At 63.5% G+C, this 18,760-nt stretch carries 16 protein-coding genes; 9 read left to right on the forward strand and 7 right to left on the reverse strand.

Annotation, left to right across the window (positions count from 1 at the left end):
• Nucleotides 1-225: 225 nt before the first annotated feature.
• The 6 genes from ACEW7X_RS11720 to ACEW7X_RS11745 all read left to right on the forward strand — a co-directional run bounded on the left by ACEW7X_RS11720 (nucleotide 226) and on the right by ACEW7X_RS11745 (nucleotide 7,675).
• Nucleotides 226-1,593 carry an ATP-binding protein gene (locus ACEW7X_RS11720; protein ID WP_238591351.1) on the forward strand — a complete coding sequence of 456 codons (1,368 nt, stop codon included), beginning with the start codon at nucleotides 226-228 and terminating at the stop codon, nucleotides 1,591-1,593.
• Complete coding sequence (locus tag ACEW7X_RS11725) at nucleotides 1,590-2,303, forward strand: response regulator (protein WP_130487777.1); 714 nt, start codon at nucleotides 1,590-1,592, stop codon at nucleotides 2,301-2,303. Before ACEW7X_RS11720 ends, ACEW7X_RS11725 begins: the two co-directional genes overlap by 4 nt.
• A 219-nt stretch (nucleotides 2,304-2,522) precedes the next feature.
• Nucleotides 2,523-3,086, forward strand: a complete 564-nt coding sequence (locus tag ACEW7X_RS11730; protein ID WP_130487776.1) for a Spy/CpxP family protein refolding chaperone — start codon at nucleotides 2,523-2,525, stop codon at nucleotides 3,084-3,086.
• Between the two features lie 13 nt (nucleotides 3,087-3,099).
• Nucleotides 3,100-4,308, forward strand: coding sequence for an efflux RND transporter periplasmic adaptor subunit (locus tag ACEW7X_RS11735; protein WP_068370329.1), 1,209 nt, complete (start codon nucleotides 3,100-3,102; stop codon nucleotides 4,306-4,308).
• A complete protein-coding gene (locus ACEW7X_RS11740) occupies nucleotides 4,308-6,266 on the forward strand; it encodes a MacB family efflux pump subunit (RefSeq protein WP_068370331.1) in 1,959 nt (652 codons plus the stop codon). Before ACEW7X_RS11735 ends, ACEW7X_RS11740 begins: the two co-directional genes overlap by 1 nt.
• A gap of 2 nt (nucleotides 6,267-6,268) precedes the next feature.
• A complete protein-coding gene (locus tag ACEW7X_RS11745) occupies nucleotides 6,269-7,675 on the forward strand; it encodes an efflux transporter outer membrane subunit (RefSeq protein WP_420177217.1) in 1,407 nt (468 codons plus the stop codon).
• Between the two features lie 80 nt (nucleotides 7,676-7,755).
• Here the strand turns inward: ACEW7X_RS11745 and ACEW7X_RS11750 are convergent, their stop codons facing one another.
• The 6 genes from ACEW7X_RS11750 to cysS form a co-directional block, all read right to left on the reverse strand.
• Nucleotides 7,756-9,054: an MFS transporter gene (locus ACEW7X_RS11750; protein ID WP_127774773.1), complete on the reverse strand. Its 1,299-nt coding sequence runs from the start codon at nucleotides 9,052-9,054 to the stop codon at nucleotides 7,756-7,758.
• Between the two features lie 582 nt (nucleotides 9,055-9,636).
• Nucleotides 9,637-10,899 carry an aspartate kinase gene (locus tag ACEW7X_RS11755; RefSeq protein WP_420177218.1) on the reverse strand — a complete coding sequence of 421 codons (1,263 nt, stop codon included), beginning with the start codon at nucleotides 10,897-10,899 and terminating at the stop codon, nucleotides 9,637-9,639.
• Between the two features lie 242 nt (nucleotides 10,900-11,141).
• The gene (tilS, locus tag ACEW7X_RS11760) at nucleotides 11,142-12,167 is read right to left on the reverse strand and encodes a tRNA lysidine(34) synthetase TilS (RefSeq protein ID WP_420177219.1); all 1,026 of its coding nucleotides are present in this window, start codon (nucleotides 12,165-12,167) and stop codon (nucleotides 11,142-11,144) included.
• 7 nt (nucleotides 12,168-12,174) lie between these two features.
• Entirely contained in the window at nucleotides 12,175-13,140 is a 966-nt protein-coding gene (locus ACEW7X_RS11765; RefSeq protein WP_068370343.1) for an acetyl-CoA carboxylase carboxyltransferase subunit alpha, read from the reverse strand.
• Nucleotides 13,141-13,181: 41 nt separating this feature from the next.
• Nucleotides 13,182-13,814 (reverse strand): DNA-3-methyladenine glycosylase family protein, encoded by a 633-nt coding sequence (locus ACEW7X_RS11770; RefSeq protein WP_420177929.1) that lies wholly within the window; start codon nucleotides 13,812-13,814, stop codon nucleotides 13,182-13,184.
• 26 nt (nucleotides 13,815-13,840) lie between these two features.
• The gene (gene cysS / locus ACEW7X_RS11775; protein ID WP_068370488.1) at nucleotides 13,841-15,316 is read right to left on the reverse strand and encodes a cysteine--tRNA ligase; all 1,476 of its coding nucleotides are present in this window, start codon (nucleotides 15,314-15,316) and stop codon (nucleotides 13,841-13,843) included.
• A gap of 209 nt (nucleotides 15,317-15,525) precedes the next feature.
• Here cysS and ACEW7X_RS11780 point away from each other — a divergent pair, with 209 nt between their 5' ends.
• The 3 genes from ACEW7X_RS11780 to ACEW7X_RS11790 all read left to right on the forward strand — a co-directional run bounded on the left by ACEW7X_RS11780 (nucleotide 15,526) and on the right by ACEW7X_RS11790 (nucleotide 17,646).
• Entirely contained in the window at nucleotides 15,526-16,197 is a 672-nt protein-coding gene (locus ACEW7X_RS11780; protein ID WP_068370489.1) for a tetratricopeptide repeat protein, read from the forward strand.
• A gap of 143 nt (nucleotides 16,198-16,340) precedes the next feature.
• Nucleotides 16,341-16,850 carry a peptidylprolyl isomerase gene (locus tag ACEW7X_RS11785; protein WP_068370494.1) on the forward strand — a complete coding sequence of 170 codons (510 nt, stop codon included), beginning with the start codon at nucleotides 16,341-16,343 and terminating at the stop codon, nucleotides 16,848-16,850.
• Nucleotide 16,851: 1 nt separating this feature from the next.
• Nucleotides 16,852-17,646: a UDP-2,3-diacylglucosamine diphosphatase gene (locus ACEW7X_RS11790; RefSeq protein WP_068370347.1), complete on the forward strand. Its 795-nt coding sequence runs from the start codon at nucleotides 16,852-16,854 to the stop codon at nucleotides 17,644-17,646.
• Nucleotides 17,647-17,799: 153 nt separating this feature from the next.
• On the opposite strand, the gene ACEW7X_RS11795 is transcribed toward ACEW7X_RS11790, so the two are convergent.
• On the reverse strand, nucleotides 17,800-18,651 hold the full coding sequence (locus tag ACEW7X_RS11795; protein ID WP_068370349.1) for an undecaprenyl-diphosphate phosphatase: 852 nt from the start codon (nucleotides 18,649-18,651) through the stop codon (nucleotides 17,800-17,802).
• Nucleotides 18,652-18,760: the final 109 nt, after the last annotated feature.

The following is an 18,760-nucleotide window of genomic DNA, read 5'->3' on the forward strand; positions in this document are numbered from 1 at the left end:
GATATTTTTTATTTTGTCGCGCCCCCCGCATAGATTTTTTCATTCCTCGTTTCACGTCCCTGCACCCACAGGCAAAAATGAAGAAACCATGGAATCAGGCGCCAGATGGCCCGCAATGCGCCCAGCGCCTGGCAGATGCGTAACAATATGGCCATCTGCCCTGGCGGCGCCTGCTTTGGCGGCATGACAATGAGACTGCAATCCGGTATTACCTTCAAACTATTCTTGACTTTGTTTGCAACCTGCATCGTGGTGATCCTGGCCATGGGTGCCGCCATACGCTACAGCTTCGATGCCGGTTTCCGCAGCTATATCCAGCAACGGGAAGAACGCAAGCGCGAGGAACTGAACCAGGCGCTGGTCACCGCCTACGAACATCACGGCAACTGGGAATTCCTGCGCAGCAACAGTTCCCTCTGGCTACGCCTGCAGCGTGCTTCGTCGCGCAACCAGATGCCGCACCATGAGCGCGGCAATATGCCCCCCCCACCGCCCCCACCGCTGGCGCTGATACTGCTCGATGAGAACCGCGAACTCGTGGCAGGCGAGCGGGCGCCGTCCAGCGGCACGCCGCTGTACCCCATCCGCCTGGAAGGACGCACCATAGGCTGGCTGGCGGTGGAGCCGCCGGACCGCACGCCGGATGCGCCCGACAACCGTTTCCAGCGCGAGCAAACCCGGACCACCTGGGTCATCCTTGGCCTGTCGCTACTGCTGGCGGCACTGGTGAGCATGTTGCTGGCGCGCAGCTTTCTGGCGCCGGTACAGCGCATTGCCCGAGCCACGCACCGGCTGGCCGCTGGCGACTATGCCATCCGCATCGAACAGACCTCCCGCGACGAACTCGGCCAGCTTGCGCTGGACTTCAACCGCCTGGCCCAGGCGCTGGAAAAGAATGAACGGTTGCGGCGCCAGATGATGGCCGACTTGTCCCATGAAATCCGCACGCCACTGGCCATCCTGCGCGGCGAACTGGAAGCCATGCAGGATGGCGTGCGCCAGCTGACGCCAGCCACCATCGCCTCCATGCATGCCGAAGTCACCATGCTGAACAAGCTGATCGACGACCTGCACGAATTTTCTCTGGCCGACCTGGGCGCGCTGAGCTACCGCATGCACCCCGTCGACCTGGCCGGGCTGGCCGATACCGCACTGGCCTTCTTCGGTGAACGCCTGGCGTCTTCCGGCTTGCGCGCGGAACTGCTCGCCGCCCCGAACTTGCCCGCCATCGAAGGCGATGCCCAGCGCCTGACGCAACTGCTGAACAATCTGCTGGAGAATTCCGTGCGCTACACCGACCCGGGCGGCCTGGTGCGGGTTCGGCTGGAACAGGCGGACGATGAAATATTGCTGACGGTCGAAGACTCCGCGCCTGGCGTGCCTGAAGAAGCCCTGCCCCATCTGTTCGAGCGGCTGTACCGCGTCGAATCATCGCGCAACCGCAACCACGGCGGTGCCGGCCTTGGGCTGGCGCTGTGCGAACGCATTGTGCACGCCCACCACGGCCGCATCACTTCCTCGCTTTCCGATCTGGGCGGCCTGAGCATTACCGCCGCCTTTCCCATTCCCTCACAGAAGACGACACAGCCATGAGTACCATTCTGATCATCGAGGACGAACCCAAGTTGGCCCAGCTGCTGCAGGACTACCTGACGGCGACGGGCTTTCAGGCCATCTGGATCAGCCATGGCGACGAGGCCCTGCCCGCCTACCATCGGCACACGCCCGACCTGGTGCTGCTGGACCTGATGCTGCCTGGCCGGGACGGCCTGGATATCTGCCGCGAATTGCGCCAGGACGGACACGTTCCCATCATCATGCTGACGGCCAGGGTGGAAGAAATCGACCGCCTGCTCGGACTGGAGCTGGGTGCGGACGACTATATCTGCAAACCCTTCAGCCCCAGGGAAGTTGTCGCCCGGGTCAAGGCCCTGCTGCGCCGCGCCCAGGCCTATGCGCAAGGCGCCGCAGGCAGCCAGGGAACGGATGCCCCCGTCTCCCCCGAGACACCCGCCGCCGCGCTGCAAATCGACAGCGACCGCTACCTGGCCACGCTGGACGGCCAGGCCCTGTCGCTGACCCCGGTGGAATTCCGCATGCTGCGCACGCTGGCGTCCGCACCCGGCATTATTTTCTCTCGCGACCAATTGCTCAGCCAGCTCTATAACGATCATCGCGTCGTTGCGGATCGTACCGTCGACAGCCACATCAAGAACCTGCGGCGCAAGCTGCAAGCCATTCGTCCCGAAGACGACATCATTCGCTCCATATACGGTGTCGGCTACCGCCTCGAACTGGAATGATGCCGGCAACAGGTCTGCCGGCATACCTGGCGCAGGCGCCAGCCGCCAAAACCCGCCTGGCCGCAACCCGCACGGCCGGGGATACACCGGAATCAGGCGCCTACCCGGACGATCTCCACAATTTCTGCCCATTGCACCCATAATTTGCCCCCATTGCCTCTTTAATCTGTCTGTAAGCCGGAAATCTCCTCCGGCTATCACCTGAAAAGGAGCGCAATCATGATCGGTTTTTCTCACTCCGCCCTGTCCCGCCGCCTGCTGACCGGCGCCTTGCTGGCCGCGCTGGCCGCTCCGGTCCTGGCACAAGCCACAGACACCGCTGATGCCGCCCCCGCCGTCCAGTCCCAGGATGTCCGCTTCGGCCCGCATCCCGGCATGATGATGCATCATGGCGATGCGCGTGGACCGGGGTTCGGCCCCGCTTTCGGCCCTGGTTTCGAGCGCCTGGACTTGAGCGAAGCTCAGCGTGACCAGTTGTTCAATATCCGCCACCAGGCCGAACCGGCCCTGCACGAAAGCCGCAAGGCCTTGCGCCAGGCGCACCGTGAACTACGCGAACTGCAGCGCGCCGACAAGCTCGACGCCAATGCGCTCAAGCGCGCCACGGATGCCCTGGGCAATGCCGTTGCCGAAGAAGCCAGGCTGCGCGTAACACGCGACAACGCGCTCTATCACGTGCTGACGGCGGAACAGCGCAGCCAGCTCGAGGAGCGCCGCCAGGAATCCCGTCGCGGCATGCACCAGTCCGGCGAACGCCGCCCGCAACAACAACTGCAACGTTAAAACAGAAGCAGCCATGGCACGTATCTCCCGCCGCTGGCTGCTGGCAGGCTGCGGCATCGCCGCAGCCGCTGCCGTTGCAGCCGCAAGCTATCCCCTGCTGACTTCATCCGGCGCCGACAGCAGCTTTGTCACCGTTCCCGTACGCCGGGCCGCCATCGAGGACACAGTCCTTGCCACCGGCACGCTGCAAGCGTACAAGCAGGTGGACGTCGGCGCGCAAGTTTCCGGGCAACTCGTCAGTCTGAAGGTCGAATTGGGCGACCGAGTCGAAAAAGGACAATTGCTGGCCGAGATCGACTCCCTGCCCCAGGAGAACGTGCTGCGCAACGCACAGGCCGGGCTGGCCAGCGCCCGTGCCGAGCAGGCTTCACGCCAGGCCCAGCTCAAGCAGGCGGAACTGGCCCACACGCGCCAGAAAACCATGCTGGCCGCAGACGCCAGCTCCCGCGAAGCCTATGAAGCCGCCGTCGCTACGCTGGCTGCCGCCCGTGCCGGCCTGGAATCGGTCAAGGCACAGGTTGAACAGGCTTCGGTTGCCGTCGATACCGCCACGCTGGACCTGGGCTATACGCGCATCTCCGCTCCCATAGATGGCGTAGTCGTCGGCCTGTCCGCCGAGGAAGGCCAAACACTCAACGCCAACCAGCAAACCCCTACCATCCTGACCATCGCCCAGCTCGATACGCTTACCGTCAAGGCACAGATTTCCGAAGCGGACGTGGTGCGCGTCGCGCCCGGCGATCCGGTTTACTTCACCATCCTGGGCCAACCCGGCCAGCGCCGCAGCGCGGTACTGCGCGCCATCGAGCCGGCGCCGGAAAGCAGCACGAGCAGCAGCAGCTCATCGAGCAGCAGCACTTCGAGCAGTTCCTCATCGAGTTCCGCGGTGTATTACAACGGCCTGTTCGAAGTCGCCAACCCCGACGGCCTGTTGCGCATAGACATGACGGCACAGGTCTACATCGTCCTCAAGCAGGCCGAAGATGCACTGGTCATTCCCTCGTCGGCACTAGGCGCCAGCCAGCCCGACGGCAGCTATCTGGTGCGCGTGCTGAATGCCCAGGGACGCCCCGAAGAGCGGCACATCACAATCGGCATGGACAACCAGATTCAGGCGGAAGTGCTGTCAGGACTGGCCGTCGGCGACGCCGTCATCCTGGGAGATGCGAGCCAGTTGTCCAGCACTGGCGGCATGCGCCGCGGCCCGGGCATGAGGCTGTGATGGATAGCGCAACCCCTTTGTTGGACATGCGCGGCATCCGCCGCGAATTCGGAAGCGGCGAACAGTGTGTGACGGTGCTGCAAGACATCGACCTGCAGATCCGGGCGGGCGAGATGGTCGCCATCGTCGGCGCCTCCGGCTCTGGCAAGTCGACGTTGATGAACCTGTTGGGGTGCCTGGATCGCGCCTCCGGCGGGGAATACCGGATCGCCGGCAAGAACGTCGCCAGTCTGGATGCCGACGGCCTGGCGGCATTGCGGCGCGAGCGCTTCGGCTTCATTTTCCAGCGTTACCACCTGCTGCCTGACCTCAACGCCAGGGACAACGTGGAAACCCCGGCCATCTACGCCGGCGTCAGTGGACAGGAACGTGATCAGCGCGCCCTGGCGTTGCTGGGTCGCCTGGGGCTGGCCGATCGTGCCCTGCACCTGCCCAGCGAGCTTTCGGGCGGACAACAGCAACGGGTCAGCATTGCGCGCGCGCTGATGAACGGCGGCCAGATCGTCCTGGCCGACGAGCCCACCGGCGCGCTGGACAGCCGCAGCGGCAAAGATGTACTGGACATCCTGCAGGAACTGCACGGCCGCGGCCATACCGTCATCATCGTCACCCATGACATGAACGTGGCGCGCCATGCCCAACGCATCATCGAAATTCATGACGGCCGCATTGTCGCCGACCGCGCCAATTCGGATGCGCCGGCAGCGACCACTGCCGCCCCGGAGTCCCCGGCACCGGAGGCCGCTGGCCGCACGCGCAACAGCGACCGCTACCTGGAAGCAGCACGCATGGCATGGCGCGCCATGCGCGCGCACAAGCTGCGCACCTTCCTGACGATGCTCGGCATCATCATCGGCATCGCATCGGTCGTCTCCGTCGTGGCGCTGGGCGAAGGCTCGCGCCAGCGCGTGCTGGCCGACATCAGCGCCATCGGCACCAATACCCTGGAAATATATTCCGGCCGCGGCTTCGGCGACGAGCGCTCAGGGCGCATACGCACCTTGCTGCCCGGCGACGTCGATGCGCTGGCGCAGCAACCTTATGTCGATAGCATTACGCCGCTGGTCAGCACCAACGCCAGCCTGCGCTTTGGCAACACCTCTGCCAGCGGCCAGATCAACGGCGTCAATGAGCAGTATTTCCGCGTGAAGGGCCTGAGCATTGAAGACGGCCATGCCTTCAATGCAGCGGGCGTGCGCAACCTTGCGCAGGAAGCCGTGATCGACCAGAATACCCGCAACACCCTGTTCGGCCCAAACACCGACCCCATCGGCCAGGTCATCCTGCTGGGTAACGTGCCGGTGCGAGTCATCGGCGTGACCGCAAAAAACGAATCGCCTTTCGGCAACAGCGAACAGCTCAATGTCTGGGTGCCCTACACCACAGCGATGAGCCGTATTCTGGGGCAATCCTACCTGCGCAACATCACCATCCGGGTCGCCGATAACATCTCTACCACTGCCGCGCAGCAAGGCGTGGAAACGCTGCTGACCCGGCGGCACAAGGCGCAGGACTTCTTCATCGTCAATACCGACAGCATCCGCAACACCATTGAAAGCACCAGCGCCACCATGCGCCTGCTGATTTCCGCCATCGCGCTGATTTCGCTGGTCGTCGGCGGTATTGGCGTGATGAACATCATGCTGGTTTCCGTGACTGAACGCACCGGCGAAATCGGGGTACGCATGGCGATCGGCGCGCGGCGCAGCGACATCATGCAACAGTTCCTGATCGAAGCGGTTCTGGTCTGCCTGTTTGGCGGCGTGCTGGGCATTCTTGGTGCGCTCGGCATAGGCGCCCTGTTCTCCGTGTTCAGCACCGGCTTTTCGATGGTGTTTTCATCCATGTCCATGGTGGCCGCAGTGGCCTGCTCCAGCCTCGTCGGCATTGTGTTCGGTTACCTGCCCGCACGCAGCGCTGCCAACCTGGACCCCATCGTCGCTCTCTCGAAAGGATAACCATGCCTGTTCCGTTCTCCTTGCGTCACGGCGGCGCCAGCCTGTTGCTGACTTTGCTGGTATCCGGCTGCGCCGTCCATACGCCGTATTCCCAGCCGGACCTGAACCTACCTTCGGCCTGGCAGGCAACCGCCGCCACACCACTGGTGCTGGCGAGTGCAGACAGCGCGACCGGCTGGTGGCAGCAATTCGATGACCCGCTGCTGGACCGCTGGATTGCCGATGTCCTGAACCGCAACAGCGACCTTGCCAGCGCCAGCCTGAAGACCCGGCGAGCGCGCCTGCAGGCCGGTCTGAGCGCAGATGCGCTGCGCCCGGCGCTGTCGGCCGATGCCAGCAACAGCCTGAGCCAGGATCTCGACCATGGCAATGAAAGCCGCCAGAGCAGCGCCCGGCTGGGGCTTTCCTATGAATGGGATCTCTGGAGCCGCCTGTCATCCCGGGACGCTGCGGCCCAATGGGAAGCCCAGGCCACCGACGCAGACCGCGAAGCTGTGCGCCAGGGCCTGGTTGTGACCACGGCCTCACTCTACTGGCAGGCCGGCTATCTCAACCAGCGCGTCGCGGCCAGCAGCGAAAATATCGCCAATGCCCGCAAAACCTGGCAGATCGTCAACGTGCAGCACCGCGCCGGCGCCGCCAGCGCCCTGGACCTGGCTGAAATCACCCGCAGCCTGGCGGCCCTGGAGAGTACGCACGCCCAGCTACTGCAAAGCCGGGACGAGAATCTGCGCGCACTGGCGCTGTTGCGCGATGCACCGCCCAGCACCGAGCTGCCCGTGCCACTACAACTGCCCGACACCCGTCTGCACGATCTGGCCGCCGGGCTGCCGGCCAGCCTGCTGGCCCGCCGCCCGGACGTGCAGGCGGCGGAACTGCGGCTGCGCAAGAGCTACGCCAGCGCCGACGCCACCCGGGCAGACTACTACCCGCGCCTGTCTTTGACGGGTGCGCTGGGCACCAGCAGCAGCGCCCTGCTCAACCTGCTGTCCAACCCTGTGGCCACCCTCGGGGCCGGCCTCAGCCTGCCATTCCTGCAAGCCACGGAAATGCGCCTGAACCGGGATATCGCCGACACCGATACGGAACTGGCCGTCATCAGTTTCCGCCAGACGCTTTATCAGGCTTTCGCGGAAGTGGAAAATGCCCTCTCTGCGCAGAAACGCTATACCTCGGAAACGTCGCAACGCCAATTGGCGCTGGATGCCGCGCGTGAGACAGAACGGTTGCAACAAGTCCGCTACCAGGCGGGAGCCGTGGACCTGAAGACCCTGCTGGATGCGCAGGACGCTCGCCGCAGCAGTGAAACCTCGCTTTGGGAAGCCCAGCTCAACCAGCGCATCAATCAACTGAAACTGTGGCAGGCTTTGGGGGGCGTGCCTGATGACACCCCCGCGGCAGCGGCCTGATTCCCTTCTGCGGGCAGACACCAGGCGGGCAGCAGGCAATCCTGCCTGCTGCCCGCTACCAGTAAGCTGCCCCCATTGTTTCAGGGGCGTGCCGGCACTGTGGCGGTGTTATTGCCCTGCGATGGGTCCAGCAGCTCATTATCCAGCGCCCCCTGAACCATATCCTCGGTCACTCGCAATTCCACCCCAGTAGGCGACATCTGTGATGCCGCCGCGAAAGGCGCTGCGGGCGCCGGGGCCGGCCGTTCCTGACGGCGCCACACATACAGCCCCAACATCGTCAGATTCAGCAAGGCAAAGGCCCAGAACAGACCGCTTGCGCCCATCCAGGTCATCATGGGCGCAATCGCCAGCGGGCTGATGACCGACCCCAGCGAATTGATCAACAACAAACCCTGGATCATGCGCACCAGCGCATCGGCCGTGGCTCGATCTGCCGCATGGCTGACCGAGACCGGATAGATCGCAAACACGCCACCGCCCAGCAGGAACAGCAGGACGGACATCAGTGGCAGCGACGCCGGCAGCAGCAGGATGGCCAGCGAAAGCAGCGTGCAGAACACGCTCAGGGAAATCAGCACGACCTGGCGGCTTTGCCTGTCCGACCAGCGACCGACCGGATACTGCAAGACCATCGCACCGAGAATCGTGATGGCCATCATCCGGCCGATGTCGCCTACGCTCAGCCCGATACGCTGCAGGTACAGCGGCAACAGGGTATAGACCGCAGCGATAGCCACGCCGGAGCCGAAGCAGCCGATAACGCCGGTAGGTGACATGCGCAGCAGCTTGTGCGGCGACAAGGGTTCCACCCGTTCGACAATGGGCGACACCCGGGGCAGAATCACCATGGGCATCACCGACAGCGAGGCCAGCATGCCGGCCACCATGAAAGGGGCGGCCGCACCGGAGGCATCCACCGCACCAAGCATGGCCTGGCCCAACATGCCCGCGCCGTACAGCGAGATCATATAGACCGCCAGCAGCCGCCCGCGCAATTTCGGGTCTGCCGCCATCAGCAGCCAGCTTTCCACCACCAGGAACACGCCCACCGTCGCCCAGCCGTTGAGCAGGCGCAACAGCGCCCAGCCCCAGGCATCCAGGAACAGGCCCTGCAACAGCACCGTCACGGCGATCAGCGAGGCAAAGCTGCTGTATGCGCGGATGTGTCCGATGCGCACGATCAGGCGATCATTGAACATGGCCCCCAGGGTCAGGCCGATGAAATAGGCGGAAGAAACGATACCGACGACGATGGCCGATTCACCCACCGCATCCAGCCTGATCGACGTCAGAGAAGAAATAAACCCGTTACCGATGCAAATGATGAACAGGCCGAGTAATGGCGCCAGCGCATTGGCCAGCAGTTGCCGCAACATAAGAACCTCGAAGCACCGGCGAAACTGCCGGTAAAACGCAAAGGAAATCCGCGAAAAGGAGAATCCGGAAGAAGAATCCGCAACACGGATTCAGGAAAGGGAGACACCTGCCTGGCCCCATGCCCGGCCTGGCGGACCCTGGGCGCGCAACAGACCCAGGCAGCTGGCGGGACGGGATTGCGACAAACGCGCATACGCGGGTCGGGAGGATCGTCCCGAGGCACGCCCGTACAGTTTCATGATGAGGGGGATCTAGGCCACAGCCAGCCCGGGCTTGCGCGCATCCGGGGCAAAGGTCTGTCCAGGACGGGAAGCCGATGGAGGGAAACTGGCGATCAGGGCGTGCGCGTGTGGCCTATGGACAGACAAATGAGGGGAAGTAAACGGATGCCCGCCCCGCCTTCGGGGAGCAGGCCGTGGAAATTTTACTCCCAACACGGGAAAAATCACGTATCGCGCAGGCCACACCACAGCCGGTGTTGCTGAAGCAAAACAGCCCTGCCGGGACATGCCCGGCAGAGCTGTTTATTTCTGCCGCTGCCGCCTGCCCCAAGGACAGGCACGCGCAGGAAAATGACAATATCAGGCGACCTTGGGATCGCCGTCCAGGCCGAAGGCCTTGTGCAGCGAACGCACGGCCAGCTCCATGTACTTGTCTTCGATCACGACCGAGGTCTTGATTTCACTGGTGCTGATCATGCGGATGTTGATGCCTTCCTTGGCCAGCGTTTCGAACATCAGCGCCGCCACGCCCACGTGGGAGCGCATGCCGATGCCGACGATGGAAACCTTGCAGACCTTTTCGTCGGTCAGCACTTCGCGGGCCTTGATGGCGGGCACGACTTGCGTGTCCAGCACCTGGCGGGCGCGCAACAGCTCATTGCGGTTGACCGTGAACGAGAACAGCGTCGTGCCTTCGACCGACTGGTTCTGGATGATCATATCCACGTCGATGCCGGCTGCAGCAACCGGGCCCAGGATGGCCGATGCCACGCCAGGGGTGTCGGGCACGCCGACCAGGGTGATCTTGGCCTCATCGCGGCTGAACGCGATGCCGGAGACAACGGCGGATTCCATTTTTTCGTCTTCCTCGAAAGTAATGAGCGTGCCCGAGCGCATTTCTTCGTCGAGCGGAATAAGGGGGTCGGTGAGCGAGGACAGCACGCGCACCGGAACACGATACTTGCCGGCGAACTCCACCGAGCGGATCTGCAGCACCTTGGAACCCAGCGACGCCATTTCCAGCATTTCCTCGAAGGAAACGACATTCAGGCGGCGCGCTTCCGGGACGATACGCGGATCGGTGGTGTAAACGCCATCGACATCGGTGTAGATCAGGCACTCGTCTGCACCCAACGCTGCAGCAATGGCCACGGCCGACGTATCCGAGCCGCCACGGCCCAGCGTGGTGATGTAGCCGTTGTCATCCACGCCCTGGAAACCGGTGATGACGACCACGCGGCCAGCATCCAGATCCGCCTGCACACGGGTGGCGTCGATCTCCTGGATACGCGCCTTGGTGTAGGCGGAATCGGTACGCACCGGCACTTGCCAACCCGCATAGCTGCGCGCAGCCACGCCTTCGGCCTGCAGGGCCAGGGCCAGCAGGCCGCTGCTGGCCTGCTCACCGGTAGCAGCGATCATGTCGAGTTCACGACCATCGGGCATGGCAGAAATTTCACGTGCCAGACCGAGCAGGCGATTGGTTTCGCCCGACATGGCAGACGGCACCACCACGACTTTATGGCCGGCAGCGTGCCATTTGGCGACGCGCCGCGCGACATTCTTGATCCTTTCGACAGACCCCATGGAGGTTCCGCCGTACTTGTGAACTATCAGAGCCATCTTCCACCCGGTTTAAGCACGCGCCCGTTGAACGGGAAATAAAAGGGGAATAATTTTAACGCCTAGCGTTTATTTGCATATGGCGCAAACGGTCTATCTTATCAATGATAGATAGCCAAATGCACAATTTCCTCGCGGAACTTGCGTATCTGTCGGCCCCGGCCTGCCAGATTCGCCTGCTGGCGGTCAAAAAAACCGCAGTTTTCGTCCTCGGCTGCGCCAGTGACGACCGCCGTGCCGCATCATTCATGCGGCAACAGCCTGACGCGGCCACGAACGCAACTGACGACCCACTCCCCGTGCCTGACCGACATTTTCCGGTCATGTCCCAAGGCATGCAGTTGGCGCAGTTGCCTGAGCATATCGTTGAGCCTGGCCTCGGTCGGCATCATTGCCCCCCGAGTCTGCAGCCAGTAGCGAAAGACATGCGCCTGGCGGGCCGTGGAAAGCTCACGCCAGCGCGCCAGCGCAAAGCTGCCATCCTCCGCCAGTTCCAGCGCCTGCAAATCGGCATGCGCGACTTCCGCGAGTATTTCCGCCTGCTGGGCCGCAAGGCGGGCATGCCTGGCGAGGATACTGCGCCAGCCGCGCCAGCGCTCGTCGAGCACCGGGGCAAGCTGCACACGCAATGCCGCCCGGGTATAGCGGGGATCGAGATTGCTTGGATCATCGGCCAGCGGCACGCCATATTGCTCGGCGCAAGCCTGCGCCAGCGGCACGATACGGCTGCGCGGCACATCCAGCCAGGGCCGCCAGTACGCCAGCCCGCCACGCTCGCTCTGCCGCGCCATGGCGGCCAGGCCTTCCGGCCCAGTGCCGCGCAACAGGCGCAACAGCACGGTTTCCGCCTGATCATCCTGATGATGTGCCAGCAGGATGATGCCTACCCCATGGGTCCGGGCCAAGTCGGCCAGCGCCGCATAGCGCGCTTCGCGAGCGGCGGCCTCCATGCCTAGTGCGGCAACACCGGTGACATCCACCCGGGCGACATGCACCGGACAGCCAAGATGAACGCCCAGCGCGCGCGCCTGGGCAGCCCAGGCATCGGCCTGCGCCAGCAAACCATGATGCACATGGAAGCCATGCAATGCCAGGCCCAGGCCCTGTGCCAGCGGCGCGGCGCAACACGCCAGCGCAAATGAATCCGGCCCGCCGCTCAGGCCCACGGCGATGCGTGTTCCTGGGGGCAGGCCGGCCAACATCACCCGCAAGGGCTCGGTCAGCGCGTTGGCGGCGCTGGCGCTCGAGCCGCGAGCCGCCGCTTGCATACTGTCCTCAGCCTTTGACTTCCTGCACTTCGCCATAGGCGCGAATGCGCTCCAGGCGGTGGGCCACCAGCTGGTCGGGCGTCATGCCGCTCAGCTGGCGCAGGGATTCGCCCAGCGCCCGTCGCAGCAGGCGTGCCATGACGCCAGGGTCGCGATGTGCGCCACCGATAGGCTCATTGACGATGCGGTCGATCAGGCCCAGTTCCTTGAGGCGCGGCGCCGTAATACCCAGCGCGGCCGCAGCTTCCGAGGCCTTGTCCGCACTGCGCCACAGGATGGAAGCGCAACCTTCGGGGGAAATCACCGAATACGTGGAGTACTGCAGCATCAGGACGGTGTTGCCCACGGCAATGGCCAAGGCACCGCCCGAACCGCCCTCGCCGATGATCGTCGAGATGATGGGCACACGCAGCTCGGCCATGGCGTACAGATTGTGGCCAATGGCCTCTGACTGGCCCCGCTCTTCGGCACCCACGCCAGGATAGGCGCCCGGGGTATCGACGAAGGTGAACACCGGCATGCGGAATTTTTCTGCCAGACGCATCAGCCGCAGGGCCTTGCGGTAACCCTCGGGCCTGGGCATGCCGAAATTGCGGCGCGCACGCTCCTTGGTATCGCGGCCCTTCTGATGACCGATCACCATGCAGGGCTTGCCTTCGAAACGCGCCAGGCCACCAATGATGGATTGGTCATCGGCGTACATGCGGTCGCCATGCAGTTCGTGGAAATCAGTGAAGATCTCGCGCACGTAATCCAGCGTATAGGGACGCTGCGGATGGCGCGCCACCAGGGCGGTCTGCCAGGGCGTCAGCTTGGCGTAGATGCCCTTGGCCAGCGTCTGGCTTTTCTGCTGCAGTTTGGAGATTTCATCCGAAATGTCGACTGCCGAATCAGTCTGGACATAGCGCAGCTGTTCTATTTTGCTTTCCAGCTCCGCCAGAGGCTGTTCGAATTCGAGAAATGTATTGCGCATTGCGTATGGGATTCCGTATGCGTGAAGACGAGTCCGGGCCGTCAGCAGGAAGGCACTGCGACGGCATTCAGGCTGCGCCAGAGATACCAGGTGGCGACGGTGCGCCAGGGCTGCCATGCCTGCGACACCTCACGCGCTTCGAAGCGCGACACGGGCTCGCCACTGAAATAATGCTGCGAAATGGCTTTCAGCAGGCCGGCATCATCCAACGGCAGGACATCCGGCCGCTGTAGATTAAAGATCAGAAACATTTCCGCTGTCCAGCGGCCGATGCCGCGGATAGTGGTCAATTCGGCGATGACTGCCTCGTCATCCATGCTATCCCACAGTTCGGGGCGCAGCCTGCGCTCTTCGAAACCCGCTGCCAGATCAAGCACATACTCTGCCTTGCGCTTGGGCAGGCCGGCGCCTCGCAGGCCATCTTCGCCCAGCGCCAGGTACACGCCCGGCTCATGCGCCGCGTCGCTGGCCTGGCTCAGGCGTTCCCAGAGCGCGTTGGCCGCCTTGACGGAAATCTGCTGGCCGACCACCGAACGCACCAGCGTCGCAAAGGGCGTGCCGCGCGACATCAGCCAGCTGCCATCGTGCTGTGGAATGATTTTCTTCAGGATGCGGTCGCGGCGCAGCAAATGCGCCACCGCAGCGTCCCAATACTCCGGCTTGGCGGAAGACATCTCCTGGCCGGCCTGGCCGATCTGGCTCATGCCCGCCTCCATACTGTCACGCCACCCGGCTTGTCGTCCAGTTCGATGCCCGCTGCCCGCAATTCGGCACGCAGAGCATCAGCACGCGTGAAATCACGCGCGCGCTTGGCTTCGCCGCGTTGTGCCACCAGCGCCTCGATGGCAGCATCAGCGAGCGCCGCGCCCGTTTCTCCACCGCTGTCGGTTTCCTGCTTCTGGCGATAGCGCGTCGGCCACTTGAAATAAGCTTCGGGGTCCTGTTGCAGCAGGCCCAGCAATTCGCCCAGGCCGCGCAGTTGTCCCGCTGCGCGGGCCGATGCATGACGGTTGGCTTCGCTGGCCAGTTCGAACAATACGGCCAGCGCGCCCGGGGCATTGAAATCATCGTCCATCGCAGCCTTGAATGCCTGCGCACTGGGGTGGTCCCAGTCGATCCCGGCGTCATCCGGGCGTACCGCCTGCAGGCTGCGGTACAGGCGATCCAGCGCATTCTGGGCGTCGTTCAGATTATCCGGCGCGTAGTTCAGCGCGCTGCGGTAGTGGTTGCGCACGATGAAGAAACGCAGCATCTCCGCTTCACGCCGGTTGAACCAGTCGTCGCCTTCGCCTTCATGGTGTTCTTCATGGGAAGCGTCACGAGCGATGGTCTGGCGAATGGTGCGGAAATTGCCCAGCGACTTGGACATCTTGTCGGCATCCACCATGAGCGGGCCGCAATGCATCCAGATATTTGCCAGCGTCTGTTCGTAGGCGCCCTCGGTCTGGGCGATTTCATTTTCGTGGTGCGGGAACTTCAGGTCCGGGCCACCGCCATGGATATCCAGCGGCAGGCCCAGCAGCGCCTTGCTCATGGCCGAGCATTCGATATGCCAGCCTGGTCGGCCAAAGCCATAAGGCGAATCCCAGCGCGTATCGGCCGGCTCGGCCGGCTTGGCCGCTTTCCAGAGCACGAAATCGAGCGGATCGCGCTTGCTGGTATCGACCGCCACCCGTTCGCCGGCACGCAGGTCGTCCAGGCTGCGCCCGGAGAGCTTACCATAGCCCGGAAACGAACGAACCGAATAATTCACGTCGCCATCATCGGCCCGGTAGGCCAGGCCTTTTTCCTCGAGCCTGGCGATGATGCCCAGCATATCGCCCACGTGCTCGGTCGCACGCGGTTCGGCGTCGGGAGACTGCACGCCCAGCGCACGCTCGTCGGCATGCATGGCGTCGATGAAGAAAGTCGTCACTTCACTGATGCGCCTGCCGGTCTGCACTGCGCGGCGGATGATCTTATCGTCGATATCGGTGATGTTGCGCACGTAACGCACTTCCAGCCCGCTGGCCCGCAGCCAGCGCTGGACCACATCGAAACTGACCAGCATGCGTGCGTGGCCGAGGTGGCAGTAGTCATACACCGTCATACCGCACACATACATGCGCACCTTGCCCGGTTCAACGGGGCGCAAGAAATCCTTGTTGCGTGACAGGGTGTTGTGAATCTGCATCATGAAGTCTAACGGCCCGATGTATGACAGGTAATGAACATGGCCGCGCGAACAGTGCATCCTGGGGAAATACCCCCTGGCGGCGCGGCGCAGCCAGCGACATGCCGTACCGGACGGCAAGCAAGGCTAAAATGGCGATCGGCAAGTATAGCAAGCACGGCTGCCCAGACTTCAAGCCCGGCAGTCTTTGCACAGAAATCCGCCCAGGCGATATGACCACAACCTTCTCGAATATCCTGTCCCGCACCCTGTTGGCCAGCCTGTTGCTGGCCTCTGCCGCTGCGCACTCCCAGGCATTGCCTGTCGTTGACCTGCCCACGCCGGGCAACAACGGCGAGCCCAGTGGCGGCTCGGACACACTGGCCCGTTTCCTCGAAGCCCTCAAGCCCGGCGTCGATACCTCGCTGCCGCCCAGCGCCAGCGAAACGGCGGCGGAAATCGCCCATCTGCTCGATAGCGGCAATACGAGCGAAGCCATGGAGCGCATCGAACAGCGCCTGGCCGAGGAAAGCGCCCGCAACGATCCCGGCGTCGATGTGCAGCTTCAGTTCCTCTATGCCCGCGCCCTCCAGGCCAGCGGCCAGACGGAACAAGCCATGAACATCTACCGCGAAATGACCGGCAATTACCCGGAACTCCCCGAACCCTGGAACAATCTGGCCGCGCTCTACTGGCGCGCCGGCAAGCTCGACCTGGCTGAAGATGCGCTATCCATGGCACTGAATGCCGACCCGGGCTATGCACTGGCCTGGGCCAACCTGGGCGACCTGCGCCTGGCACAATCGGCGCGCGCGCTGGAACGCGCACGCGCGCTGGGCCTGCGCGGCCTGGATGGCCGCATCTCCGCCGTACAATCCCTCTCATCCCCTGAGGTCCAGCCATGACCAACAGGACTTTTACTCGCCGGCTGGTTTTCTCCGGCATCGCCCTGGCGGCCGTGGTCGCCGCCAGCTTTGCACTGCTGCCGGTCAAGACCGGCGGCGCCTCCAGCCCGGCAATTTCACCGACAACTCAAGGAGCCCCCGTCATGAGCAATCAGCCCCGCGTCAAACTGCAAACCAATCAAGGTGACATCATCATCGCCCTGGACGCGGAAAAAGCGCCGGTCAGCGCCGCCAATTTCCTGACTTACGTCCAGGAAGGCTTCTACGACGGCACCATTTTCCACCGCATCATCGACGGTTTCATGATCCAGGGCGGCGGCTTCGAAGCCGGCATGAAGCAAAAGCAGACCCATGCCCCGATCAAGAACGAAGCCGACAACGGCCTGAAGAACAAGCGCTACACGCTGGCCATGGCCCGCACCAGCGACCCGCACTCCGCTACGGCCCAGTTCTTCATCAACGTCAAGGACAACGACTTCCTGAACTTCACCTCGCCCACGCCGCAGGGCTGGGGCTACGCCGTCTTCGGCGAAGTCGTTGAAGGCCAGGATGTGGTCGAGAAGATCAAGGGCGCCCGCACCGGCAGCCGTGGCTTCCACCAGGACGTGCCGGTCGAGGACGTCGTCATCATCAAGGCAGAAACGATTGAGTAAGTTGCCGCGCCTGACGCTGCCCGGCACGCTGTGGTTCGCCGCCGACCTGCATCTGGCGCAAGCCACTCCGGCTACCAATGAAGCCTTCATCGGCTTCCTGGAAGCCGCTGCCGAGGAAGCCGACGCCCTGCTGCTGCCGGGCGACATCTTCGATTTCTGGATCGGCGACGATACGGTCGCCATCGCGCCGCCCTGGCTGGCGGCAGTACTGGAGGCCATGCGCGCCACGGCCAGCCAGATCCCCCTGTGGATCGGCCGGGGCAACCGCGACTTCCTGATGGGGGAAACGCTGGCCGGCCAGTTGGGCGCGCAGTTGCTGCCCGACGCAGTGCTGCTGGAAACGGACTATCGCACCGTGCTGCTGTCGCATGGTGACGAATACTGCACCGACGACCAGGCCTACCAGCAATTCCGCGCCATGGTACGCGATCCGCAATGGCAGGCGCAGTTCCTTGCCATGCCCATTCCGGAACGCCTCAAGATGGCGCAGCAGGCCCGCAGCGACAGCATGCAGGCCAACCAGCAAAAGTCGCAGGAAATCATGGACGTGAATGCGCAAGCCATTGACGCCGCCTTCCGCGACACCGGTGTCTCCCTGATGATTCACGGCCACACCCATCGCCCCGCACGCCACGTGCTGCAGGTCGATGGCCGGGCCTGCGAACGCTGGGTGCTGCCCGACTGGAGCTGTGATGAGCAGCCCTGGCGCGGCGGCTGGTTCGCGCTGGACCTGGATGGCCTGACCGCCTACGACCTGGAAGAAGCCGACAACGAGGCAACGGAACACCGTTCCTGAGCCAGGCAGGCCGCCAGCCTGGCGGCCTGCCCGGCAATGGCCCGCTTGCAGACGAAAAAACCGCCTGCCACCCTGGCTTCATCCAGGAATGGCGGGCGGTTTCTTTTTGCCGGGCAGCCCTGGCGGCGGCGCCGCCTGCTGGATGCCCCCCGTTCAGGCCTTGGCGAACAGGACGACGGCCACCACCAGGCCCAGCGCGATGCGGTACCAGGCAAAGCCGCGATAGGTGTGATTGGCGACGAAGCGCAACACTGCACGCACGACCAGGATGGCGCTCAGGAATGCCGCCACGAAGCCCACTGCAATGGCCGACAGGTCATGTTGCGTCAGCAGGTGATAGTTGCGGTACATGTCGTAAACTGCCGCGCCCAGCATGGTGGGCATGGCCAGGAAGAACGAGAACTCCGTTGCCGTCTTGCGCTGGATGCCTGCGATCATGCCGCCGACGATGGTGGAGCCAGAGCGCGAAGTGCCCGGAATCATGGCCACGCACTGCGCCACACCCACGCCCAGGGCCTGCTTCCAGGAGATCTGCTCCAGCGTATGCGACGTGGCACGGACATCGGCCGCCGTCTGCTTGGGCTCCTTGGCGTTGTGCGCATTGCGCTCCACGTACAGCATGATGAGACCGCCGATGATCAGTGTGGTCGCCACGACCCCGGGGTGATAGAAGATCGCCTTGATCTGGCTGATGAAAATCGCGCCGACGATGCCGGCCGGCAGGAATGCCACGATCAGGTTGCGCGCGAACAGCACTTCCTGGCGTTCACCGCGCAAGGTGCCGCCGATCAACTGGCCCAGGCGGGCACGGAAAATCCACATGACAGCCAGGATGGCGCCCAGCTGGATCACCACTTCAAACACCTTGCCGTCACTGCTCTGGAAGCTGATCCAGTCACCGATGAGGATCAAATGCCCCGTGCTGGACACCGGAATGAACTCCGTCAGGCCTTCGATAATGCCTAGAAAAAATGCCTTGACCAGATGTAGAAGTCCTGCGTCCATGAATGTTTCCGATAGTCATTTAAGAAATCGGCAACGGCTGAAAGCCGCTGCCGTGTTTTATATCCGCTATCCGCCCAGCTGTGCTGTACACCGGAATCGGTCCGAAACG

This window comes from Kerstersia gyiorum (assembly GCF_048595715.1).
GTDB lineage: Bacteria > Pseudomonadota > Gammaproteobacteria > Burkholderiales > Burkholderiaceae_B > Kerstersia > Kerstersia gyiorum.

Bases quoted from the DNA above. Each gene is read 5' to 3' on its own strand.
- tilS (WP_420177219.1), bottom strand. From the start codon at position 12,167: ATGCAAGCGGCGGCTCGCGGCTCGAGCGCCAGCGCCGCCAACGCGCTG.
- ACEW7X_RS11795 (WP_068370349.1), bottom strand. From the start codon at position 18,651: ATGGACGCAGGACTTCTACATCTGGTCAAGGCATTTTTTCTAGGCATT.
- cysS (WP_068370488.1), bottom strand. From the start codon at position 15,316: ATGATGCAGATTCACAACACCCTGTCACGCAACAAGGATTTCTTGCGC.
- ACEW7X_RS11730 (WP_130487776.1), top strand. From the start codon at position 2,523: ATGATCGGTTTTTCTCACTCCGCCCTGTCCCGCCGCCTGCTGACCGGC.
- ACEW7X_RS11735 (WP_068370329.1), top strand. From the start codon at position 3,100: ATGGCACGTATCTCCCGCCGCTGGCTGCTGGCAGGCTGCGGCATCGCC.
- ACEW7X_RS11725 (WP_130487777.1), top strand. From the start codon at position 1,590: ATGAGTACCATTCTGATCATCGAGGACGAACCCAAGTTGGCCCAGCTG.
- ACEW7X_RS11780 (WP_068370489.1), top strand. From the start codon at position 15,526: ATGACCACAACCTTCTCGAATATCCTGTCCCGCACCCTGTTGGCCAGC.
- ACEW7X_RS11755 (WP_420177218.1), bottom strand. From the start codon at position 10,899: ATGGCTCTGATAGTTCACAAGTACGGCGGAACCTCCATGGGGTCTGTC.
- ACEW7X_RS11740 (WP_068370331.1), top strand. From the start codon at position 4,308: ATGGATAGCGCAACCCCTTTGTTGGACATGCGCGGCATCCGCCGCGAA.
- ACEW7X_RS11750 (WP_127774773.1), bottom strand. From the start codon at position 9,054: ATGTTGCGGCAACTGCTGGCCAATGCGCTGGCGCCATTACTCGGCCTG.
- ACEW7X_RS11745 (WP_420177217.1), top strand. From the start codon at position 6,269: ATGCCTGTTCCGTTCTCCTTGCGTCACGGCGGCGCCAGCCTGTTGCTG.
- ACEW7X_RS11785 (WP_068370494.1), top strand. From the start codon at position 16,341: ATGAGCAATCAGCCCCGCGTCAAACTGCAAACCAATCAAGGTGACATC.
- ACEW7X_RS11770 (WP_420177929.1), bottom strand. From the start codon at position 13,814: ATGTCTTCCGCCAAGCCGGAGTATTGGGACGCTGCGGTGGCGCATTTG.
- ACEW7X_RS11765 (WP_068370343.1), bottom strand. From the start codon at position 13,140: ATGCGCAATACATTTCTCGAATTCGAACAGCCTCTGGCGGAGCTGGAA.